Annotated in this window: 18 protein-coding genes; 7 read left to right on the top strand and 11 right to left on the bottom strand. The window is 65.0% G+C overall.

Annotated elements, in window-relative coordinates; genetic code table 11:
* Positions 1-157: 157 nt before the first annotated feature.
* Entirely contained in the window at positions 158-430 is a 273-nt protein-coding gene (locus AC1DIO_RS25510) for a heavy-metal-associated domain-containing protein (RefSeq protein WP_441507530.1), read from the top strand.
* 19 nt (positions 431-449) lie between these two features.
* Here the strand turns inward: AC1DIO_RS25510 and AC1DIO_RS25505 are convergent, their stop codons facing one another.
* Positions 450-1,235 carry an IclR family transcriptional regulator gene (locus AC1DIO_RS25505; protein WP_441507529.1) on the bottom strand — a complete coding sequence of 262 codons (786 nt, stop codon included), beginning with the start codon at positions 1,233-1,235 and terminating at the stop codon, positions 450-452.
* Between the two features lie 153 nt (positions 1,236-1,388).
* On the opposite strand from AC1DIO_RS25505, the gene AC1DIO_RS25500 reads away from it, so the two are divergent.
* From AC1DIO_RS25500 to AC1DIO_RS25480, 5 genes are all read left to right on the top strand, one after another.
* Positions 1,389-2,051 (top strand): amino acid ABC transporter permease, encoded by a 663-nt coding sequence (locus AC1DIO_RS25500; protein WP_476854273.1) that lies wholly within the window; start codon positions 1,389-1,391, stop codon positions 2,049-2,051.
* Positions 2,048-2,698: an amino acid ABC transporter permease gene (locus AC1DIO_RS25495; protein WP_069877846.1), complete on the top strand. Its 651-nt coding sequence runs from the start codon at positions 2,048-2,050 to the stop codon at positions 2,696-2,698. The genes AC1DIO_RS25500 and AC1DIO_RS25495 overlap by 4 nt, the downstream gene beginning before the upstream one ends.
* Positions 2,685-3,416 carry an amino acid ABC transporter ATP-binding protein gene (locus tag AC1DIO_RS25490; RefSeq protein ID WP_113519325.1) on the top strand — a complete coding sequence of 244 codons (732 nt, stop codon included), beginning with the start codon at positions 2,685-2,687 and terminating at the stop codon, positions 3,414-3,416. Before AC1DIO_RS25495 ends, AC1DIO_RS25490 begins: the two co-directional genes overlap by 14 nt.
* A gap of 43 nt (positions 3,417-3,459) precedes the next feature.
* Positions 3,460-4,242 (top strand): transporter substrate-binding domain-containing protein, encoded by a 783-nt coding sequence (locus tag AC1DIO_RS25485; protein WP_441507528.1) that lies wholly within the window; start codon positions 3,460-3,462, stop codon positions 4,240-4,242.
* A 110-nt stretch (positions 4,243-4,352) separates the two neighbouring features.
* On the top strand, positions 4,353-5,393 hold the full coding sequence (locus AC1DIO_RS25480; protein WP_476854272.1) for a succinylglutamate desuccinylase/aspartoacylase family protein: 1,041 nt from the start codon (positions 4,353-4,355) through the stop codon (positions 5,391-5,393).
* A 9-nt stretch (positions 5,394-5,402) separates the two neighbouring features.
* Here AC1DIO_RS25480 and AC1DIO_RS25475 read toward each other — a convergent pair whose 3' ends face one another.
* The 10 genes from AC1DIO_RS25475 to AC1DIO_RS25430 all read right to left on the bottom strand — a co-directional run bounded on the left by AC1DIO_RS25475 (position 5,403) and on the right by AC1DIO_RS25430 (position 15,385).
* Positions 5,403-5,867, bottom strand: a complete 465-nt coding sequence (locus AC1DIO_RS25475) for an NUDIX hydrolase (protein WP_441507526.1) — start codon at positions 5,865-5,867, stop codon at positions 5,403-5,405.
* A complete protein-coding gene (locus tag AC1DIO_RS25470; RefSeq protein WP_441507525.1) occupies positions 5,868-6,251 on the bottom strand; it encodes a nuclear transport factor 2 family protein in 384 nt (127 codons plus the stop codon).
* 81 nt (positions 6,252-6,332) lie between these two features.
* Positions 6,333-7,481, bottom strand: a complete 1,149-nt coding sequence (gene argE / locus AC1DIO_RS25465; protein WP_441507524.1) for an acetylornithine deacetylase — start codon at positions 7,479-7,481, stop codon at positions 6,333-6,335.
* A gap of 224 nt (positions 7,482-7,705) precedes the next feature.
* A complete protein-coding gene (locus AC1DIO_RS25460) occupies positions 7,706-9,289 on the bottom strand; it encodes an ABC transporter substrate-binding protein (protein ID WP_476854271.1) in 1,584 nt (527 codons plus the stop codon).
* Positions 9,286-10,818, bottom strand: coding sequence for a serine hydrolase domain-containing protein (locus AC1DIO_RS25455; protein ID WP_441507522.1), 1,533 nt, complete (start codon positions 10,816-10,818; stop codon positions 9,286-9,288). The genes AC1DIO_RS25460 and AC1DIO_RS25455 overlap by 4 nt, the downstream gene beginning before the upstream one ends.
* 130 nt (positions 10,819-10,948) lie before the next feature.
* Positions 10,949-11,701: an amino acid ABC transporter ATP-binding protein gene (locus AC1DIO_RS25450; protein WP_441507521.1), complete on the bottom strand. Its 753-nt coding sequence runs from the start codon at positions 11,699-11,701 to the stop codon at positions 10,949-10,951.
* A 3-nt stretch (positions 11,702-11,704) separates the two neighbouring features.
* On the bottom strand, positions 11,705-12,559 hold the full coding sequence (locus AC1DIO_RS25445) for an amino acid ABC transporter permease (protein ID WP_441507520.1): 855 nt from the start codon (positions 12,557-12,559) through the stop codon (positions 11,705-11,707).
* The gene (locus tag AC1DIO_RS25440) at positions 12,556-13,296 is read right to left on the bottom strand and encodes an amino acid ABC transporter permease (RefSeq protein ID WP_441507519.1); all 741 of its coding nucleotides are present in this window, start codon (positions 13,294-13,296) and stop codon (positions 12,556-12,558) included. Before AC1DIO_RS25440 ends, AC1DIO_RS25445 begins: the two co-directional genes overlap by 4 nt.
* 169 nt (positions 13,297-13,465) lie before the next feature.
* On the bottom strand, positions 13,466-14,287 hold the full coding sequence (locus AC1DIO_RS25435; protein WP_441490331.1) for a transporter substrate-binding domain-containing protein: 822 nt from the start codon (positions 14,285-14,287) through the stop codon (positions 13,466-13,468).
* Positions 14,288-14,380: 93 nt separating this feature from the next.
* The gene (locus AC1DIO_RS25430; RefSeq protein ID WP_476854270.1) at positions 14,381-15,385 is read right to left on the bottom strand and encodes a GlxA family transcriptional regulator; all 1,005 of its coding nucleotides are present in this window, start codon (positions 15,383-15,385) and stop codon (positions 14,381-14,383) included.
* Positions 15,386-15,467: 82 nt separating this feature from the next.
* Here AC1DIO_RS25430 and AC1DIO_RS25425 point away from each other — a divergent pair, with 82 nt between their 5' ends.
* On the top strand, positions 15,468-16,718 hold the full coding sequence (locus tag AC1DIO_RS25425) for a sarcosine oxidase subunit beta family protein (RefSeq protein ID WP_441507517.1): 1,251 nt from the start codon (positions 15,468-15,470) through the stop codon (positions 16,716-16,718).
* Positions 16,719-16,738: the final 20 nt, after the last annotated feature.

Below are 16,738 nucleotides of genomic sequence, written 5' to 3'. Positions count from 1 at the left end.
CTTCCCATGATGGGAAGGTCAAGGCCAATTTTCAACACTCCGCGAGAGGGCCGGATCCTCCCCATGATGTGCGCCGGCATCCCGCAGAGGGCGCTTGACCTTCCCATCATGGGAAGCTTTAGGCTCCCTTCATACCCCTCAGAAAGGATGCAGAACGATGTGCGGATGCCAGAGTCATAGCGAGAAGACGACACCTGGGACTCAGGCACAGCCTCAGGGCGCGGGAACACTCAGCTTCCGCGTCGAGGACATGACCTGCGGGCATTGCGCCGGTACGATCATCAAGGCGATCGAAATTGGCCTTCCCGGAACCCGCGTCCAGGCCGACCCGGCCTCGAAACTGGTCAGCGTCCTGGGCACCAGTGACCGCGCCGCCATCGCGGCGATCGTCACGGCGGCCGGCTACACGCCGCAGCCCGTCACCGCCTGATCCAACATCCTGCGCCTGGTCAGCTATAGGCCAGGCGCAGCCCCGCCTCGTGGCAGCAGGCCTTCAGGCTGGTGAGGATCGCCTTCTCATTGGTCTGCACGCCATGGCGCTGCAGGCATGGCACCAGGATCGCCGCCTGCGCATAGCCCGCCGGTCCGATGACCGGGCAGGCGATATCGGTAACCGCCAGAATGTCGCGGCTTGGTGCGATCTGGTGTCCCTGCTCCCTGATCATCGCGAAGATGGCTGCAACGCCGGAGCTCTCTAGCCGCGTCCGCGCCTCATTATCGGCATCCTTCATCAGGGTCAGACGCCGTGCCCGTGTCTGGAACGCCAGGATGAGCAATCCGGAATTGGCCTCCAGCGCCGGCCTGCCATAGCCCGGCCGCACGGTAACCGTCGCGTCGAGATGTCCGGAGGTCGTCGCGAGCACCACGGTCTGCGCACGGCTCAGCACGACGAGATGAGCCGCCTGCCCGCTCTCCTCGCTGAAGCGCTCCATCAGAGGCAGTACGACCGAGGTCAACTGCCGCCCGCTGGGCGTCCTGATGCCGAGATCGAACAATCGTCGCGACAGTGCGAGCCTGTCCGTTCCCGCCTCCCGCACCAGATATCCGCGCTGCTGCAGCACGAAGACCATGCGGAAGATCTCGCTCTTCGAACGCTCCAGTCGCTCGGCAATGGTGCGGGTCGATAGCGGCTCGCCGACATCCGCCAGCAGCTCGAGAATATCCAACCCCTTCTCCAGAGCCGGAGCGGAATAGGAGGCCTTCTCGCCGTCATCTGTTTCCGGAAGGTCAGGCATGCTGCCTCGTTTCATATGTGAAGCTTGACATCAAATAAGAAGCCAACCTAGCCTCTTGTAAAGGGGAGGCTCAATGACACCATCGCTGATCACTCTGTCGGTTTGTTGTGGGCGTGCCGTCACGCCGCCTGCGGCCGTGGCGGTCTGAGCGCGATGAAATACGGCCTGCAGTTTCGGGATGTGTTTGCGGCGTGGGAGTCGATCCTCGGCGGCGTCTGGATCACGCTGCTGCTCTCGGCCTGCGCGATGCTCGGCGGCCTCGTCATCGGCGTCGCCTGTGCTGCGGCGCGGGTCTATGGACCGGGCTGGCTGAAGCGGATCGTCGGTGGCTATGTCGAGGTGATCCGCAACACGCCACTGCTGGTCCAGCTCTTCCTGATCTTCTTCGGCCTGCCCAGCTTCGGCCTCCGGCTCGACGGCCTGACGGCGGCGATCATCGCGCTCGTCATCAATCTCGGCGCCTATACCACCGAGATCGTCCGGGCCGGGCTGGAAGCGGTGCCGAAGGCGCAGACCGAGGCCGGCCACTCGCTCGGCCTCTCCGGCCTGCAGGTCTTCCGCTACATCGTGATGTTCCCGGCGCTGAAATCGATGTTTCCCGCGCTCGCCAGCCAATTTGTGCTGCTGATGCTGGCGACGAGCGTGGTCTCGCAGATTTCGGTCGAGGACCTGTTCCACGCGGCCTCGATCGTGCAGTCGCGCACCTTCCGCGACTTCGAAGTCTACACCGTGATCGGCGTGCTCTATCTCGGCCTCGCGCTGGCCTTCCGCGGCCTCTTTGCCGGCATCTATTACTGGGCGTTCGTCAGGCGATGATCCGTTCCTTCGGCCTGATCGATGTGATGTACCTGGTCGCGGCGGCGCGCTGGACCGTGGCCTTGACCGTCACCGCCTTCACCGGAGCCGCCCTGCTCGGCCTGGTCATCGCCGTCGTCCGCATCCTGCCCTTCGCGCCGCTGCGCTGGCTGGCGGCCGGCTACACCCATATCGTCCAGGGCACGCCGCTGCTGGTCTGGCTGTTCCTGATCTTCTTCGGCCTGCCGCTGATCGGCATCTCGGTCAATCCGTGGTTCGCAGCCGCCGTCGCCTTCTCGGTCTATGGCAGCGCCTTCCTCGGCGAAATCTGGCGCGGCGCGCTGATCTCGATCGCCAAGACGCAATGGGAGGCCGGCGCCTCGCTCGGCCTGTCGCTCTGGGAGCAGTTGCGCCACATCATCGTGCCGCAGTCGATCCGCGTCGCAATCCCGCCCACCGTCGGCTTCCTCGTCCAGCTCATCAAGAACACCTCGCTCGCCGCGACGATCGGGCTCGTCGAATTGACCCGCGAGGGCCAGCTCACTGCCGCCGGCACCTACAAGCCTTTCGCCGTCTACATCACCGTCGCCTGCATCTACTTCCTGATGTGCTTCCCCCTCACGCAATGGAGCCGCTCGCTCGAGCGGAAGCTCGATGTCGCTCGTTGAAATCAAGGGGATCAGCAAGAGCTATGGCGCGGTCCAGGTTCTGAAGAACGTCTCGCTGGACGTCGCGAAGGGGGAGATCATCGCCGTGATCGGGCGCTCGGGCTCCGGCAAGAGCACCATGCTGCGCTGCATCAACGGCCTCGAGCCGATCCAGGGCGGTTCGATCCTCGTCGACGGCGTGCAGGTGAACGATCCCAGGACCAACCTGCGCAAGCTCCGGCAGGAGGTCGGCATCGTCTTCCAGAGCTTCAACCTGTTCCCGCATCTCTCGGTCTGCGACAACATCACACTCGCGCCGCGGGTGGTGAAGAAGCAGGCGCCAGACGCAGCCCGCGAGATCGCCCGCGACGTGCTGCGCCGCGTCGGGCTGGAGGACAAGCTCGACGCCTTCCCGTCCCAGCTTTCCGGCGGCCAGCAGCAGCGCGTCGCCATCGCCCGTTCGCTCGCGATGCAGCCCAAGCTGATGCTGTTCGACGAGGTCACCTCGGCGCTCGATCCCGAACTCACCGGCGAGGTGCTGAAGGTGCTCGAATCGGTGGCGCAGGACGGAATGACGATGATCCTCGTCACGCATGAGATGGGCTTTGCCCGCCGCTTCGGCTCGCGCGTGGTCTTCATGCACGAGGGCCGCATTCACGAAGAAGGCCAGGCCGCGGCGGTGCTCGCCGAGCCGAAGACGCCCGAACTACAGACCTTCCTCAGCGCGGTCCTGCACTGAGGAGGCCGATCGACACCAGTTGCACAACGAGGGGAGACGAAACATGCGTTCGCTATTTGCAGGTTTGGCTGCACTGACTGTTGCCGTCTTTGGCGGAGCCGAAGCCCGGGCCGACAAGCTCCAGGACATCCTGTCCAAGGGCGTGGTACGCATCGGCGTGCCGCTCGACGCCCCGCCCTTCGGCGCTCAGGACGAGAACCGCAAGCCGATCGGCTTCGACATCGAGATGGCCGAGATGGTCGCCAAGGGCCTCGGCGTGAAGCTCGAGATGCAGCAGATCACCGGCGCCAACCGGATTCCGTTCCTGCTCACCGACAAGGTCGATATCGTGATCTCGGTGATGGGGCTGACGCCGGAGCGCGCCAAGCAGATCCAGTTCACCGCGCCCTATGCCAATACCTTCCTGGCCGTCTATGGTGCCAAGGCCTCGCCGGTCAGCAGCCCCGAGACCATCGGCTCCGCCCGCGTCGCCGCCGCCAAGGGCACGACGCAGGAGCTCGCGATCTCGGCAACCGCCCCCAAGGCGAGCCTGATGCGCACCGAGGACGACGCCACGGCCGCGGCAGCCTATATCACCGGCCAGGCCGACCTGCTCGCCACCAACAGCATCGTCGCGCAGGCGTTGGCGAAGCAGAACCCGAACAAGGAATTCGAGCGCAAGTTCGTCATCCGCCGCAGCCCGGCCCATATGGGTGTGCAGATGGATCAGCATAATCTCGTGCGCTGGCTCGACGGCTTCATCTTCTTCAATGCGATGAACGGCGAGCTCGACCGGCTGCATCGCAAGTATTTGGACATGCCGATGGACCCGCTGCCGACGCTCTGAGCGACGCCAGACATCAGCCGGGCGCGGGCCGCGCCCGGCATTTTCCCTTCAGACTGCGCCACCGGGCCGGATTGCCGCCCCAAGAGCCTCGGCGCGCCCGCGAGCCAGCCATGACCAGCGTCAAGCAGAACCCCACGCCCCGTCCGTCCAGCGCCTTCCTGACAGTCGATCCCGCGCGCGACGGCAAGCAAGTCGGCTTCGTCATGATTCCGCATTCGCCGCATGACGACGCCTGGGGCGCGACGCGGATCCCGATCGCGATCATCAAGAACGGCTCCGGCCCGACGGCGATCCTCGAAGGCGRCAACCATGGCGATGAATACGAGGGGCCGATCACGATCTGCGACCTGATCCGCGATCTCGATCCCGGCCGCGTGCAAGGCCGGCTGATCCTGATGCCGGCGAACAATTCGCACGCCGTCATCGCCGGCCAGCGGACGTCGCCGGTCGATGGCCTGAATTTCAACCGGACCTTCCCAGGCGACCCGCGCGGCACCATCACCCAGCAGATCGCCGCCTTTGTCAGCGACCATATCCTGCCGCTCGGCGACGCCTTCCTCGACCTGCATTCAGGCGGCTCCTCGCTCGACATCATCCCGAGCGCGATCGTCGAGCCGACCGACGATCCGGCGCTGCACGCGCGCAATGTCGCCGCAGTGCAGGCGTTCGACGCGCCGATGACGGTGGTGATCAGCAATCTCGGCGAGCCGCGCACCGCAACAGCAACGGCCTGCCGCAACGGGCTCGTCACCGTCGGCACCGAGATGGCGGGCGGCGGCACGGTTTCGCTGGAGGCGCTCAAGGTCTGCCGGCGCGGCGTTGCCAATGTGCTCGACCATCTCGGCATCGTCGCGCGCGACACCCCGGAGCCGAAGCGCGGCGAAGGCCAGATCCTCGAGCTGCCCGGCACCTCGGCCTATGTCTATGCCACCGTCGACGGCGTCTTCGAACCCTTCCACGCCAATGGCGCCAAGGTCAGGGCCGGCCAGCCGGCCGGCCGCATCCATTGCACCTGGGACCCGACCCGCCCGCCCGAGACGCTGCACTATGCCGCCGACGGCATCCTCTACGGCCGCCGCCAGCCCGGCCGCGTCCGGCCCGGCAATTGCTGCCTGATCGTGGCTGCGCCCTATCGCGGCGTGCTGTCGTAGCGGGGCGCGTCAGCTCTCCCGCCAAAACTCGCAATAGCGAGTGCCGGACTGCCAATGGGCGATGGCCTCGCGAACATAGGCAATCGTGTTCTCCGGCAAGCCATCGATGGGGAACCAGGCCAGTTCGGCGCATTTCTCAGGCTCGGCATTGCGAAGCTCGCCCTGCCACCTGCGCGCCTCGAAGAAGAAATCCAGCCGCTCCTCGTCCTGCGATCGGTGGAGCACAGTTGCGAAGGTCAGGCTGGCCGGATCGATCTCGACGCCCGCCTCCTCCTTCGCTTCGCGCGCGGCCGCTGCTCGCAGCGGCTCGCTGCCGTCATGATGCCCGGAGACGAGACCGTAATTGCCGTCCTCGTAACCCGTGTTCGCGCGCCGCAGCAGCAGGAGTTCGCTCCCCCGCCCAAAGATCACATAGACTGACACGACCAGCTTGAACCGCTCCGGCTTGCCGGTGCTCTCTGCCCTGATGGACATCTAACGCACAGGCTCGACGACCTGCCAGGCCGATCCGGTATCGTAGAAGAAGCGCTCCTCGACGATGCGGTCGCCGCGCCAGCGCTGGATCGCGAGTTCTTCCAGCCGCCGCGTCACACCCTGCTTGTCGGTGGCATCGAAGATCCAGTGAATCACGACCCGGTCACCATCGACCAGCACGGCCCGGGCGGGATGTGTGTGCATCCGGTTGAGCCGGACGAGTGCCCTGGCCTCATGCGCCATCAATTCGTCGCGTCCGCGGCGCGGCTCGGCGCCGTTCTCCTGCATCGAAGCATCCTCGCAGTAGAAGTCGCGGATGGCGCCGACATGATCGCCACTCACGACGGCTGCGACAAAAGCCTCGACACGCTGGCGATCAGGCATGGTCAGTCTCCTCCGGATGATCCGTGCCGACATTCATGCACGGCCTCAGGCGATCAACCAGAACTGCGCTGACAGCCTGAGTCAGGAGGACAAACGATCGCCAATCCGCGCAATCATGGCCATCGCGCCGGCCAGTTCCGCATCGGTGATATACTCCTCGGGCTTATGCGCCCTGTTCACGTCACCCGGCCCGCAGACGATTGCAGGGATGCCCGCGGCCTGAAAGAGCCCGGCCTCGGTCCCGAAGCTGACGGCCTGCTGGCGCGGCTTCCCGCAGACGTCCTCGGTCAACCCGACCAACGGATCCTCATCGGGCAGATCGAGCGGCGGATAGTCGCTCATCGTCTCGAAGCCGAAGACGACATTGTGCCCATCCGCGACAGCAGCCGCATGGATCCGCTCCGCCTCGCGCGGCAGGAAGGCAAGCAGTCCGGCCGGCTCCTGTCCAGCGATGGCGCGAGCCTCGACCTCGAAGACGCATTGCGCCGGAACGATGTTGATGCCGGTTCCCCCCCGCACCGTGCCGACCTGGATCGTGGAATAGGGCGGGGCAAAGCTGTCGGCGAAGGGGCCCTCCACCGCATGCCGGCGCGCCTCGGCATGCACGGCAGCCATCAACTCCGCAGCGTAGTGAATGGCATTGTCGCCGAGATCGGTCCGCGACGAGTGCCCGGCCTTGCCCTCGACCGTGACGCGTTGAGCGATCTTGCCCTTGTGACGCAAGACGGGATGGAGATCGGTCGGCTCGCCGACGATGCAACCAGCCGGCCTGGGGCAAAGCTCCGGCAGCCGCGCGATCAGGTGACGAACGCCGACGCAGCCGACCTCCTCGTCATAGGAGAGCGCGATGTGGACCGGCCGCACCAGCCGGCGCGAGGTGAGATCCGGCACGCTCGCCAGCACGCTGGCCACAAACCCCTTCATGTCGACAGCGCCGCGCCCGATCAGGCGGTCGCCATTGCGGCGCAAGGCGAAGGGCTGTCCGACCCAGCCCTCGGGGGCAGCAGGCACGACGTCGAGATGGGCCGAGAGAATGATCCCGCCCGGCTCACGCGGTCCGATGGTGGCGAAGAGATTGGCGCGATCCCCTTCCGGCCCCGGGACGATGACGCTCTCGACACCATGGCTCGCGAGGTATCGGCGGACATGCTCGATGATCGCCGCGTTCGGCGTCCGGCAAACAGAGGGAAAGGCCACAAGATCGGCCAGAACCGTTTCGACAGTCGTCATGACAAGCCACGTGATTGAAGCGGCCGTCGATCGGACCGCACAGGAGGGATAAGCGCAAATCTAGCAGAGGGGCAGCTCGCAATCCGTGCCCGTCTGGCACCCGGAGGCGCCCCATCCTGCCGGGATTGGCCCTGCCGCCGGCAGAATGTTCCGATCTTGTGGTCCAGGGCGAGAGAAGCCTCGCCCCGGACCGCGCATCGACCGCAGCCGTCAGTGCTGGCTGCTTACTTCTTCTCGATGTTCCAGAACAGCATAACCGGTGCGGCGAGCACGCCTGAAATAGTGCTGCGGCGGGCGTAGGGCTGGTCGAACTGACCGAGCACACGGTACGGCTGCACTTCCGTGAGTCGGCGATGCAACGCTTCGATCGCGAGCTTGCCGCTTGCCTCGTCCGGAGCATCGACGACAGCGCCACGCAGCCGTTCGGCCTCGGCATCGCAGGGCCAGCCCGCCCACGCCTTCTCGCAGCCCATATTGGTGCCGATATTGGTCATCGGCGACTGCATGGTCGCGCCCGACGCATAGGTGACGAACAGGTTCCAGCCGCCCTGATCCACGGTGCCGCGATTCTGCTGGCGGGTGGTGACGGTGCCCCAATCGGCAAACTGGACATCGACATTGAAGCCGACCTCCTTGAGCGACTGCGCCGCGACCTCGGCCATGCGACCGATCGGGGCGATGTCGTTCGAAGTGCTCAGCACCAGCTTCTCGCCCTTGTAGCCGCTCTCGGCGAGCAGCTTCTTCGCGGTTGCAAGATCGGGCTTGGCATAGGCTTCGGAGCCGATTTCGGTTCCGTTTGGCCCACCACAGACGAAATAGGCATTGCAGCGCTTCCACCACTCCTCGTCCCCGAACCCGGCGGCGAGGAAATCGGCCTGGTCCGTGGCATAGGCCAGGGCGAGCCTGGCCTTGGGATTGTTGAACGGCGGATAGAGGTGGTTCGGCCGCAGCATCACCTGGTTGGCGAGGTTCKAGTAGCGTTCGACCTTGACGTCGCGGGTCTTGGCGATGGTCGAGATCAGGTCCTGGCTCGGCTGCTCCCAGATATCGATCTCGCCGGTCTGGATCGCAGCGGCCGCCGTCGCGGCGTCCGGCATGATGATCCATTCGACGCGGTCGAGCTTGACGACGCGGCCTCCCGCCAGACCGTCGGCCGGTTCCGAGCGCGGCACATAATCGGGGTTGCGATCGTAGACGACGCGCGCGCCGCTGCGCCATTCCGCCCGGTTGAAGCGGAAAGGGCCGCTGCCGATCGCTTCTGTGACCGGCTTCATCGGATCGCTCTTGGCATCGCTCTCGCGCATGATCACAGGGATCTGGCCGACCGCCGAGCCGAGTGCGAAAGGCACGAGTGCCATCGGCCGCTTCAGCTTTAGCGTGAAGGTCCGGTCGTCGACCGTCTCCAACCCTTCCGTATACTCGCCGAGCTTGCCGCCGATCGTGTCGCGCGCCATCCAGCGCTTAAGCGAAGCGATGACGTCGCGGGTCGTGACCGGCTGGCCGTCATGGAACTTGAGGCCGGGCCGCAGCGTGAAACTCCAGGACAGCTTGTCGGGAGCAGTCGAGAAGCTCTCGACCATTTGCGGGTGCGGCTGCAGCTTTGAATCCCAGGCGAACAGCGTCTCGTAGATCATCAGCCCATGCATGCGGGTGATGACGATCGAAGCGGCAACGGGATCGAGCGTCTTGAGATCCGCATGCGGCGCGACACGCAAGGTGCGGCTCGGAGCCGGCTGGGCCTGTGCCTCGAGACCGAGCGTCAGCGACGCGGCGCAAAGCAACAATCCGGCAAGGCGGGAACGGATCATCGGGTACCTCCAACGTCGTCGACACGATCGAATAGCAGGACACGCGCCCGATGGCTGTCGACGCGCAGGGAGCCGTCCGGCTGCAGCCACAAGCAAGGCCGGTGCCGCCAGGGACCATGAACAAGATCGGCGAGCGCGCGGCCTCCCGGCAAGGGGGTCAGCCGGGTGGTCATGCCGACCGGCTCGGCCCAGGGCCATTGGGCCGTGCCGTCCGCTTCAACCGTGATCTCGACGCCGAAGCTGCGCTCGCGCCAGCGGCCGACAAGGCGCGGGTCGAGCGGCGTGGCGGCCGGAACGCGCAGAAGACGACGCTCGACACCGCCGATCCGCGCCCGAATCTCGTCTTCGCCGAGCGTGCGGAGCTCGATGTCGAGATAGGAAGGCAGGCTTCTCAACCTGCCGTTCTCGCCGACGACGAGACGCTCATGCCCGCCCATGACGCCGATCGAGTCTCCAGCGAGCTCGGCCCAGAAGGACCCTTCCTCTCCGACATAGAGGCCGGTCGGCCCAGCCTTCGGTGCCTCGGGCAGCGCTTCGCCCAGAAGTGCCGCAAGCACACGCAACGCCGGCCAGAGCGCCTCCTCCTCACGATTGCTCAGCACGACGACGCCGACACCATGCTCGGGCGCCATCAGGAAGTGGTTGCGGTAGCCCGTGAGTGATCCGCCATGGCCGATCACCGTGGTACCGAGAAGCGGAGTGCTGACCAGGCCGAGGCGGTAGCCGCTCTCGCGACCATCCGCGAACTGGCGCGGCGCGGTGAGTTTCTCGAACAGGCCGGCGAGCGGCCCGCGCCCGGCCATCAGATCGGACGCCCAGATCGCCAGCGCCGATGCGCTGCCGACAAGCCCGCCTGAGGCAGAGAACTGGAAGCCGTAGCGTCCACGCCGCCAGTTGACGCCATCATGCCAGTAGCCAGTTGCGAGATCCGGCACGATCTCGCTCTCATCCTCCGGGAAGACGAAGGGCAGGGCGAGAGGCCCGAACAGGCGCAGCCGCAGGGCTTCGCGATAGGTGATGCTGCGCTGGGCCGGCAGCACCGACTGCGCCAGGCGCCAGCCGGTATTGGAATAGGCCATCTCCTGGCCKGGCACGGCATTGATGCCCGGCAGGCGCTGAGCGAAACCGTGAATCTCAGGCGCGCTGAGGCTCGTGGTGTAGGGCACGCCGAGCTGCCACAGGGTCTCCATCATGTCCGGCAGGGCGCCGGTCATGTCAAGTGCGCGGCCGAGAGGCACGGCGGCTATGGCGGCAGGCAAACCATCCAGCAGGCTGCCGAGTGGTGCGTCGAGCGATATGCCTTCCAGCAGCAGCGTCGCCGCCATGAAATGCTTGCTGATCGAGGCCAGACGATTGGGCGTATCCGCCGTGAAGGGCGTCTGTTGTTCCAGATTGGCGAAACCGCCGGCACAGGCCTCAAGCCGTCGCTCCGCATCGAAGATGACGACCGCACCACCTGGCCCTGCCTGATCGGCCCAGCTCTTCGTGATAGCGGCTGCTTCCGCCTCGGCCCGTGTCCAGTCCAGCATGATTTCTCCCTCGCTTCCTCGCTAGTGTTAGAGAGGCATCCGCAGACGACATAGGCCCTGCCACTGCATGGCAGGCACGCGGAAACCGTCGGATCGAGACGCGGGGAAGAGCCGGACTGACGACGGCTTGCTACAATACCTTGTCCAGAAACCCCTTCGTGCGCTCTTCGCGTGGATTGCCGAACACATCCGCCGGCGAACCATGTTCCACGATCAGGCCGCCATCGGTGAAATAGATATGATCGGCCACCTCACGCGCGAAGCCCATTTCATGGGTGACGAGGATGCATGTCATCCCTTCTGCGGCGAGGTCCTGGATCGTCACCAGCACCTCCTTCTTGGTTTCGGGATCGAGCGCGGCGGTGACCTCGTCGAACAGCATCACCTTCGGGTTCATCGCCAGCGACCGCGCAATCGCGACCCGCTGCTGCTGACCGCCCGAAAGCTCGCCGGGATAGGTCGCGAGCTTCTGCGAAAGGCCGACCTTGGCGAGAAGCTTGCGCGCCCGCTCCTCGACTTCGACCTTGTCCTGCTTCAGCACATGGATCGGCGCCATCATCACGTTCTGAAGCGCGGTCTTGTGAGGAAAGAGGTTGTATTGCTGGAAGACAATGCCGACGTCGCGACGCAGCGCCAGCTTGTCGAGCTTCGCATCGTTCACCTCGCGACCGGCGAGCCTGATCGAGCCCTTGCTGATCGGCACCAGCCCATTGATACAGCGCAGCAGCGTCGACTTGCCTGAACCGGACGGGCCGATGATGCAGACGGTCTCGCCACGCCGGACAGTCAGGCTGACATCCCTGAGGACGGAAAAGCTGCCGAAGGATTTCTCGACCCCCTCGACTACGACGACGGGCTCGCCCAGTTGATGACGGCTCGCCATGGCTCAAGCTTTCACGTTGAAGCGCCGCTCCAGCGCCAGCGTCGCCCGCGCGATCGGGTAGCAATAGGCGAAGAACATCAGGAGCAGCAGCAGATACATCGGGATCATCAATTCCGGCCGGCTCTCGGCGATCAGCGCCGCGCGGGTGACGGAGAGCGCGTCCTGGATGCCGACCACCGAAATCAATGTCGTCGCCATGGTCAGGATCGCATAGAGGTTCATCCAGGGTGGGAGCATCCGCTTGAAGGCCTGCGGCAGGATGATCATCCACATCGTCTGCGCCCGCGTGAAGGCGAGCGCATCGGCGGATTCCCACTGGCCGGCGGGAATCGACTTGATACCGCCGCGCACGATCTCGGAGACATTGGCCGCGACCGGCAGCGCAAGTCCGATGACCGCCTTCACCCAGGCTGGGAAGGCGATCGTGATGCCGAACAGCTGAAATTCGAAGGGCAACAGGAACATCGCGTAGAACAGCAGCACCAGCCAGGGCGCGTTGCGGAAGAACTGCGTTACGCCCCAGGCGGTCTTGCGGACCGGCGCGACCAGCGAGACCTGCGCGATGCCGACGAGCACACCGACGACGGTGCCGAGCGCCATCGAGAGGAAGCTGATCAGGATATTGAACAGGAATCCCTGGAAGATAAGCGGCGCCCAGCGCAGCAGCACGGTGGCCGCACCTTCGCCAGCCGGACGCGCCGTGACCTGCGCAAGAGCCAGCGAAGCGCCGAACAGGATGACGAAGACAGTCAGCGTGCCGCCGCCCAACATCATCGGCGCGGCGAAACCCGAGGGGGCGATCGGCGCAGGGGCGCGGTACGGCTTGAGCACCGGCAGATCGGTTGAGCCGGACCTCATGTCGAATATCCCGGAATGCGCATCGACCGCTCCCAGCGGCCCATGATCCAGACCAGCACCGCCACCAGCACGACATAGGTGACGAGCAGAACGTTCATCATCTCCCGGACGTTGAACACCTCGGACCAGATCTGCGAGGCCGCATAGAGCAGCTCCGGCACGCCGATGGCATAGGCCAGCGTCGTGGTCTTCACGAGATTGATCAGGTTGTTGTTCAGCGCCGGCAGGCAAATGCGGAAGGCGAGCGGCAGCACGACATGGAGATAGAGCTGCAGACGGGTATAGCCGAGCGACTCGGCCGCTTCGACCGTCGTCGATGGCACGGCCTCGATGCCGGCGCGAAAGATCTCGACGTTGAAGGCGCCGGCGAAGAGCGAGAATGCGATGATCGCCCAGCCGGTCCCGGAGACCAGCGGCGACTGGCCGCCAAAACCATCGCTCACCGTCGGCAACAGGCTCGCCACGGCGAAGTAGAAGAAGGAGAGCTGCACCAGCGGCGGCGTATTGCGGAAGAACTGCACATAGACGCGCACCACGAGTCGACCGGAGCGCGAATTGCCGCCGGCGAGCCAGACACCGATCAGGCCTAGCGCCATCGATGCGATGATCGAGACCACGCAGATATAGGTCGTGGTCCACAACCCGGTCAGGAAGCGTGAACGGTCGAACGCATCGTAGAAGACCGAGAAATTCAGCCCCTGCGTATCGTTCAGCCACTGGAAGAAGGACGCGATCAAGAAAACCTGCTCATGCCGCAGCACCGTTTCAGCCGAAGGCCTATCGTCATCCGAGATGCCAGGACGCGGAATGCCGGGATCCCTCGCACCGCGCGGCGATGGATCCCGGGTCAAACCCGGGATGACGTGTCTGAGGCTGCATCAACGCAGCCGATCGAGCGCGACCGCGTTACGAAGCTGACTTCAGCTTCTTGTTGGTCTCGATCAGATAGGGGCTCTGCTTGATGCCCCATTTGGTCTCGAGTTCGAGCAGCTTGCCGCTCTTGTGCCAGTCGACCGACATATCCTTGACCAGCTTGCCGAAGGGACCGTCCATGTCCTCGAGGCGAATGCCGATCGCCCAGAGCTGCGGATCTTCCGAAGCCAGCGGCATTTCGTAATTCGCCCATTTCGGATCGCCCGCGGCCAACGTCGAGACGATCAGCGTGTCGTCGAACAGGAAGGCGACGCAGTTATTGCCCTGCAGAGCATTCAGCGCATCCGGCACCGAGGGGAAAACCACGAGTTCAGGCGCATAGAGCTGCGAGACGCGGCGGTTATAATAAGCTCCCTGGACGCCGCAGACCTTGCGCCCCTTCAGATCTTCCCATTTCTTCAGATTGGCGCTCTTGGGAGCCAGCACATTGGTGGCGCTGGCATAGTAATTCGGCTCGACCATGCCGACGACCTTGCGGCGCTCAGGCGTGTCGCCCATCGTCGCCAGGACCATGTCGATACGGCCCTGCTTGAGGAATTCCATGCGGTTGGCGGCGATGACCGGGAGCATTTCCAGCTTGACACCGATCTTGTCGGCGACCGCCTGTGCGAGATCGATCTCGAGCCCGACGATCTTGCCGGACGGCTCAAGGAAGCCCCATGGCTTGTAGTCGTTCTTCACGCCGACGGTGAGGACACCCTTTTCCTTGATCTTGGCGAGCGAGTCCTGCGCGAATGCCGGCATCGCGGCGAGCATCGCGGCGCAGGCGAGCGCGAGCGTGAAGGTACGTTTCATGGCAACCGGTCCCCGTTGTTCTGTTGGGGCCTAGAGTTTCGACCTATCCCCATTTCGAATTGTCGTCATGCGACGGTTTCTTGACGCTCAGCGTCAAACCGCCGTTCGGTAAGGGACACGTTCGCCGCGCGGCGGGTGATTGAAGCGGGCGCGATAGGCGCGAGAAAAATGGCTCGCGCTCGAAAAGCCGCAAGCGAGTGCGACCTCCAGCACCGACAGGCTGGTCTGGCGCAGGAGATGGCGGGCCCGCTCCAGCCTGAGGCCGAGATAGTGCTCTCCGAGCGAACGCCCGAGATGCAAGCGGAACAGCCGTTCCAACTGGCGCAGCGAGACGCCGGCCGTACGCGCGAGTTCGCCGCGCGAAAGCGGCGTTTCGAGATTCTGCTCCATGCGCCCGACAACCCGTAGAAGCGGCGCATGGCTGACGCCGAGCCGCTCGCGCAGCGGCATGCGCTGCGGMCCCTCGCCTTCGCGTACATGGGTCTGAAGGAACCACTCGCTGACGGCGAGAGCCAGTTCGCTGCCATGCTCGCGTGCGATGACGGCATGCATCATATCGAGCGGGGCTGTGCCGCCGCTCGATGTCAGGCGGTCACGGTCGATCTCGTAGAGCGAACGCCGCAGATCGAGCTCCGGATAGTCCTCGATGAAGGCTGGCGCATGTTCCCAGTGAATGGTGAAGCGGTAGCCCGTCAGCACATTGGCGCGCGCCAGGATATAGGGTCCGCCCGAGATACCTCCGAGCTTCACCCCGCGGCGCGCCAGCTGCCTGAGCCAGGCGAAGGTGGGCTGGTGCTGGAAGGCKGCAGGGTTTCCGCCAGCGCAGACGAAGACGTAGTCGAGACGGGCGTCATCGCMGACAGCGAAATCAGGCTGGATGCGGACGCCATTGGAGGCAGGCGCCGGTGATCCGTCGATCGAGACGTGGCTCCAACGATACAGGTCCCGCCCCGAGAGCCGGTTGGCGGCGCGCAGCGGCTCGATCGCCGTTGCATAGGCCAGCAGCGCAAAATCCGGAATCAGCAGGAAGCCGACATGGGTCGGCGCCTCTTCTTCACGCCTGTCGTTACTGGTCAAGATCGCGTCGCTGATAGTCATGTCCGTCAGACTATGTTCGTCAATCTCAGGATGACAAGCCCGGCGCGAATTCCTGTCCGGCATAGACGTCCCGGGTGCCCCGATGCGCTATTCGATTTTCTCCCTCGCCGCACAGACACTCAAGGGTCACCGTGGCTGGACCCCGGCCTGGCGCGATGCTGCGCCGAAGGCGGAATACGACGTCCTGGTCATCGGCGGCGGCGGCCATGGGCTGGCAACGGCCTATTACCTCGCGAGCCAGCACGGCATCACCAATGTCGCGGTGATCGAGAAGGGCTATATCGGCTCCGGCAATGTMGGGCGGAATACCACGATCATCCGCTCCAACTATCTGCTGCCCGGCAATACCCCGTTCTACGAATGGTCGCTGAAGCTCTGGGAGGGGCTGGAGCAGGACATCAACTACAACGCGATGGTCAGCCAGCGCGGCGTGCTGAACCTCTACCATTCCGACCCCCAGCGCGACGCCTATGCCAGGCGCGGCAATGCCATGCGGCTTGCCGGTGTCGATGCCGAGTTGCTCGACCGCGAGCAGGTCCGTGCCATGGCGCCCTTCCTGAACTACCGGGATGGCCGCTTCCCGATCCAGGGCGGTCTTCTGCAGCGCCGTGGCGGCTCCGTCCGGCATGATGCCGTCGCCTGGGGCTACGCCCGTGCCGCCGACCAGCGCGGTGTCGATATCGTGCAGAATTGCGAAGTCACCGGACTGACGATCGAAGGCGGCCGCATCACCGGCGTCGAGACGACGCGTGGCGCGATCAGGGCCAGGAAGGTCGCACTTGCGGTCGCCGGCAACTCCTCGCGGCTCGCCGGGATGGCCGGGATGCGGTTGCCAATCGAAAGCCACGTGCTGCAGGCCTTCGTCTCCGAGGGCGTGAAACCGCTGATCGACAACGTCGTCACCTATGGCGCCGGGCATTTCTACATCAGCCAATCAGACAAGGGCGGGCTCGTCTTCGGCGGCGATATCGATGGCTACAATTCCTACGCCCAGCGCGGCAACCTGCCGGTGATCGAGGACGTGATGGAATCGGCCATGGCCTTATGGCCGGGCCTTGGCCGCATCCGCATGCTGCGTCACTGGGGCGGCATCATGGACATGTCGATGGACGGCTCGCCGATCATCGACCACACCCCGGTCCAGGGCCTCTATCTCAATGCCGGCTGGTGCTATGGCGGGTTCAAGGCGACGCCGGCCTCCGGCTGGTGTTTCGCCCACCTGATCGCCCGCGACGAGCCCCATGAGGTCGCGACCGCCTATCGGCTCGACCGCTTCGCGACGGGCCGCCTCATCGACGAAAAGGGCGCTGGCGCCCAGCCGAACCTGCACTGAGCCGGCTCAGGAACCTTTCT

The organism is Allobosea sp. 05T439 (assembly GCF_056396005.1).
The sequence above is the reverse complement of the archived record's forward strand: the minus strand, read 5'-3'. Positions and strand labels throughout refer to the sequence as shown.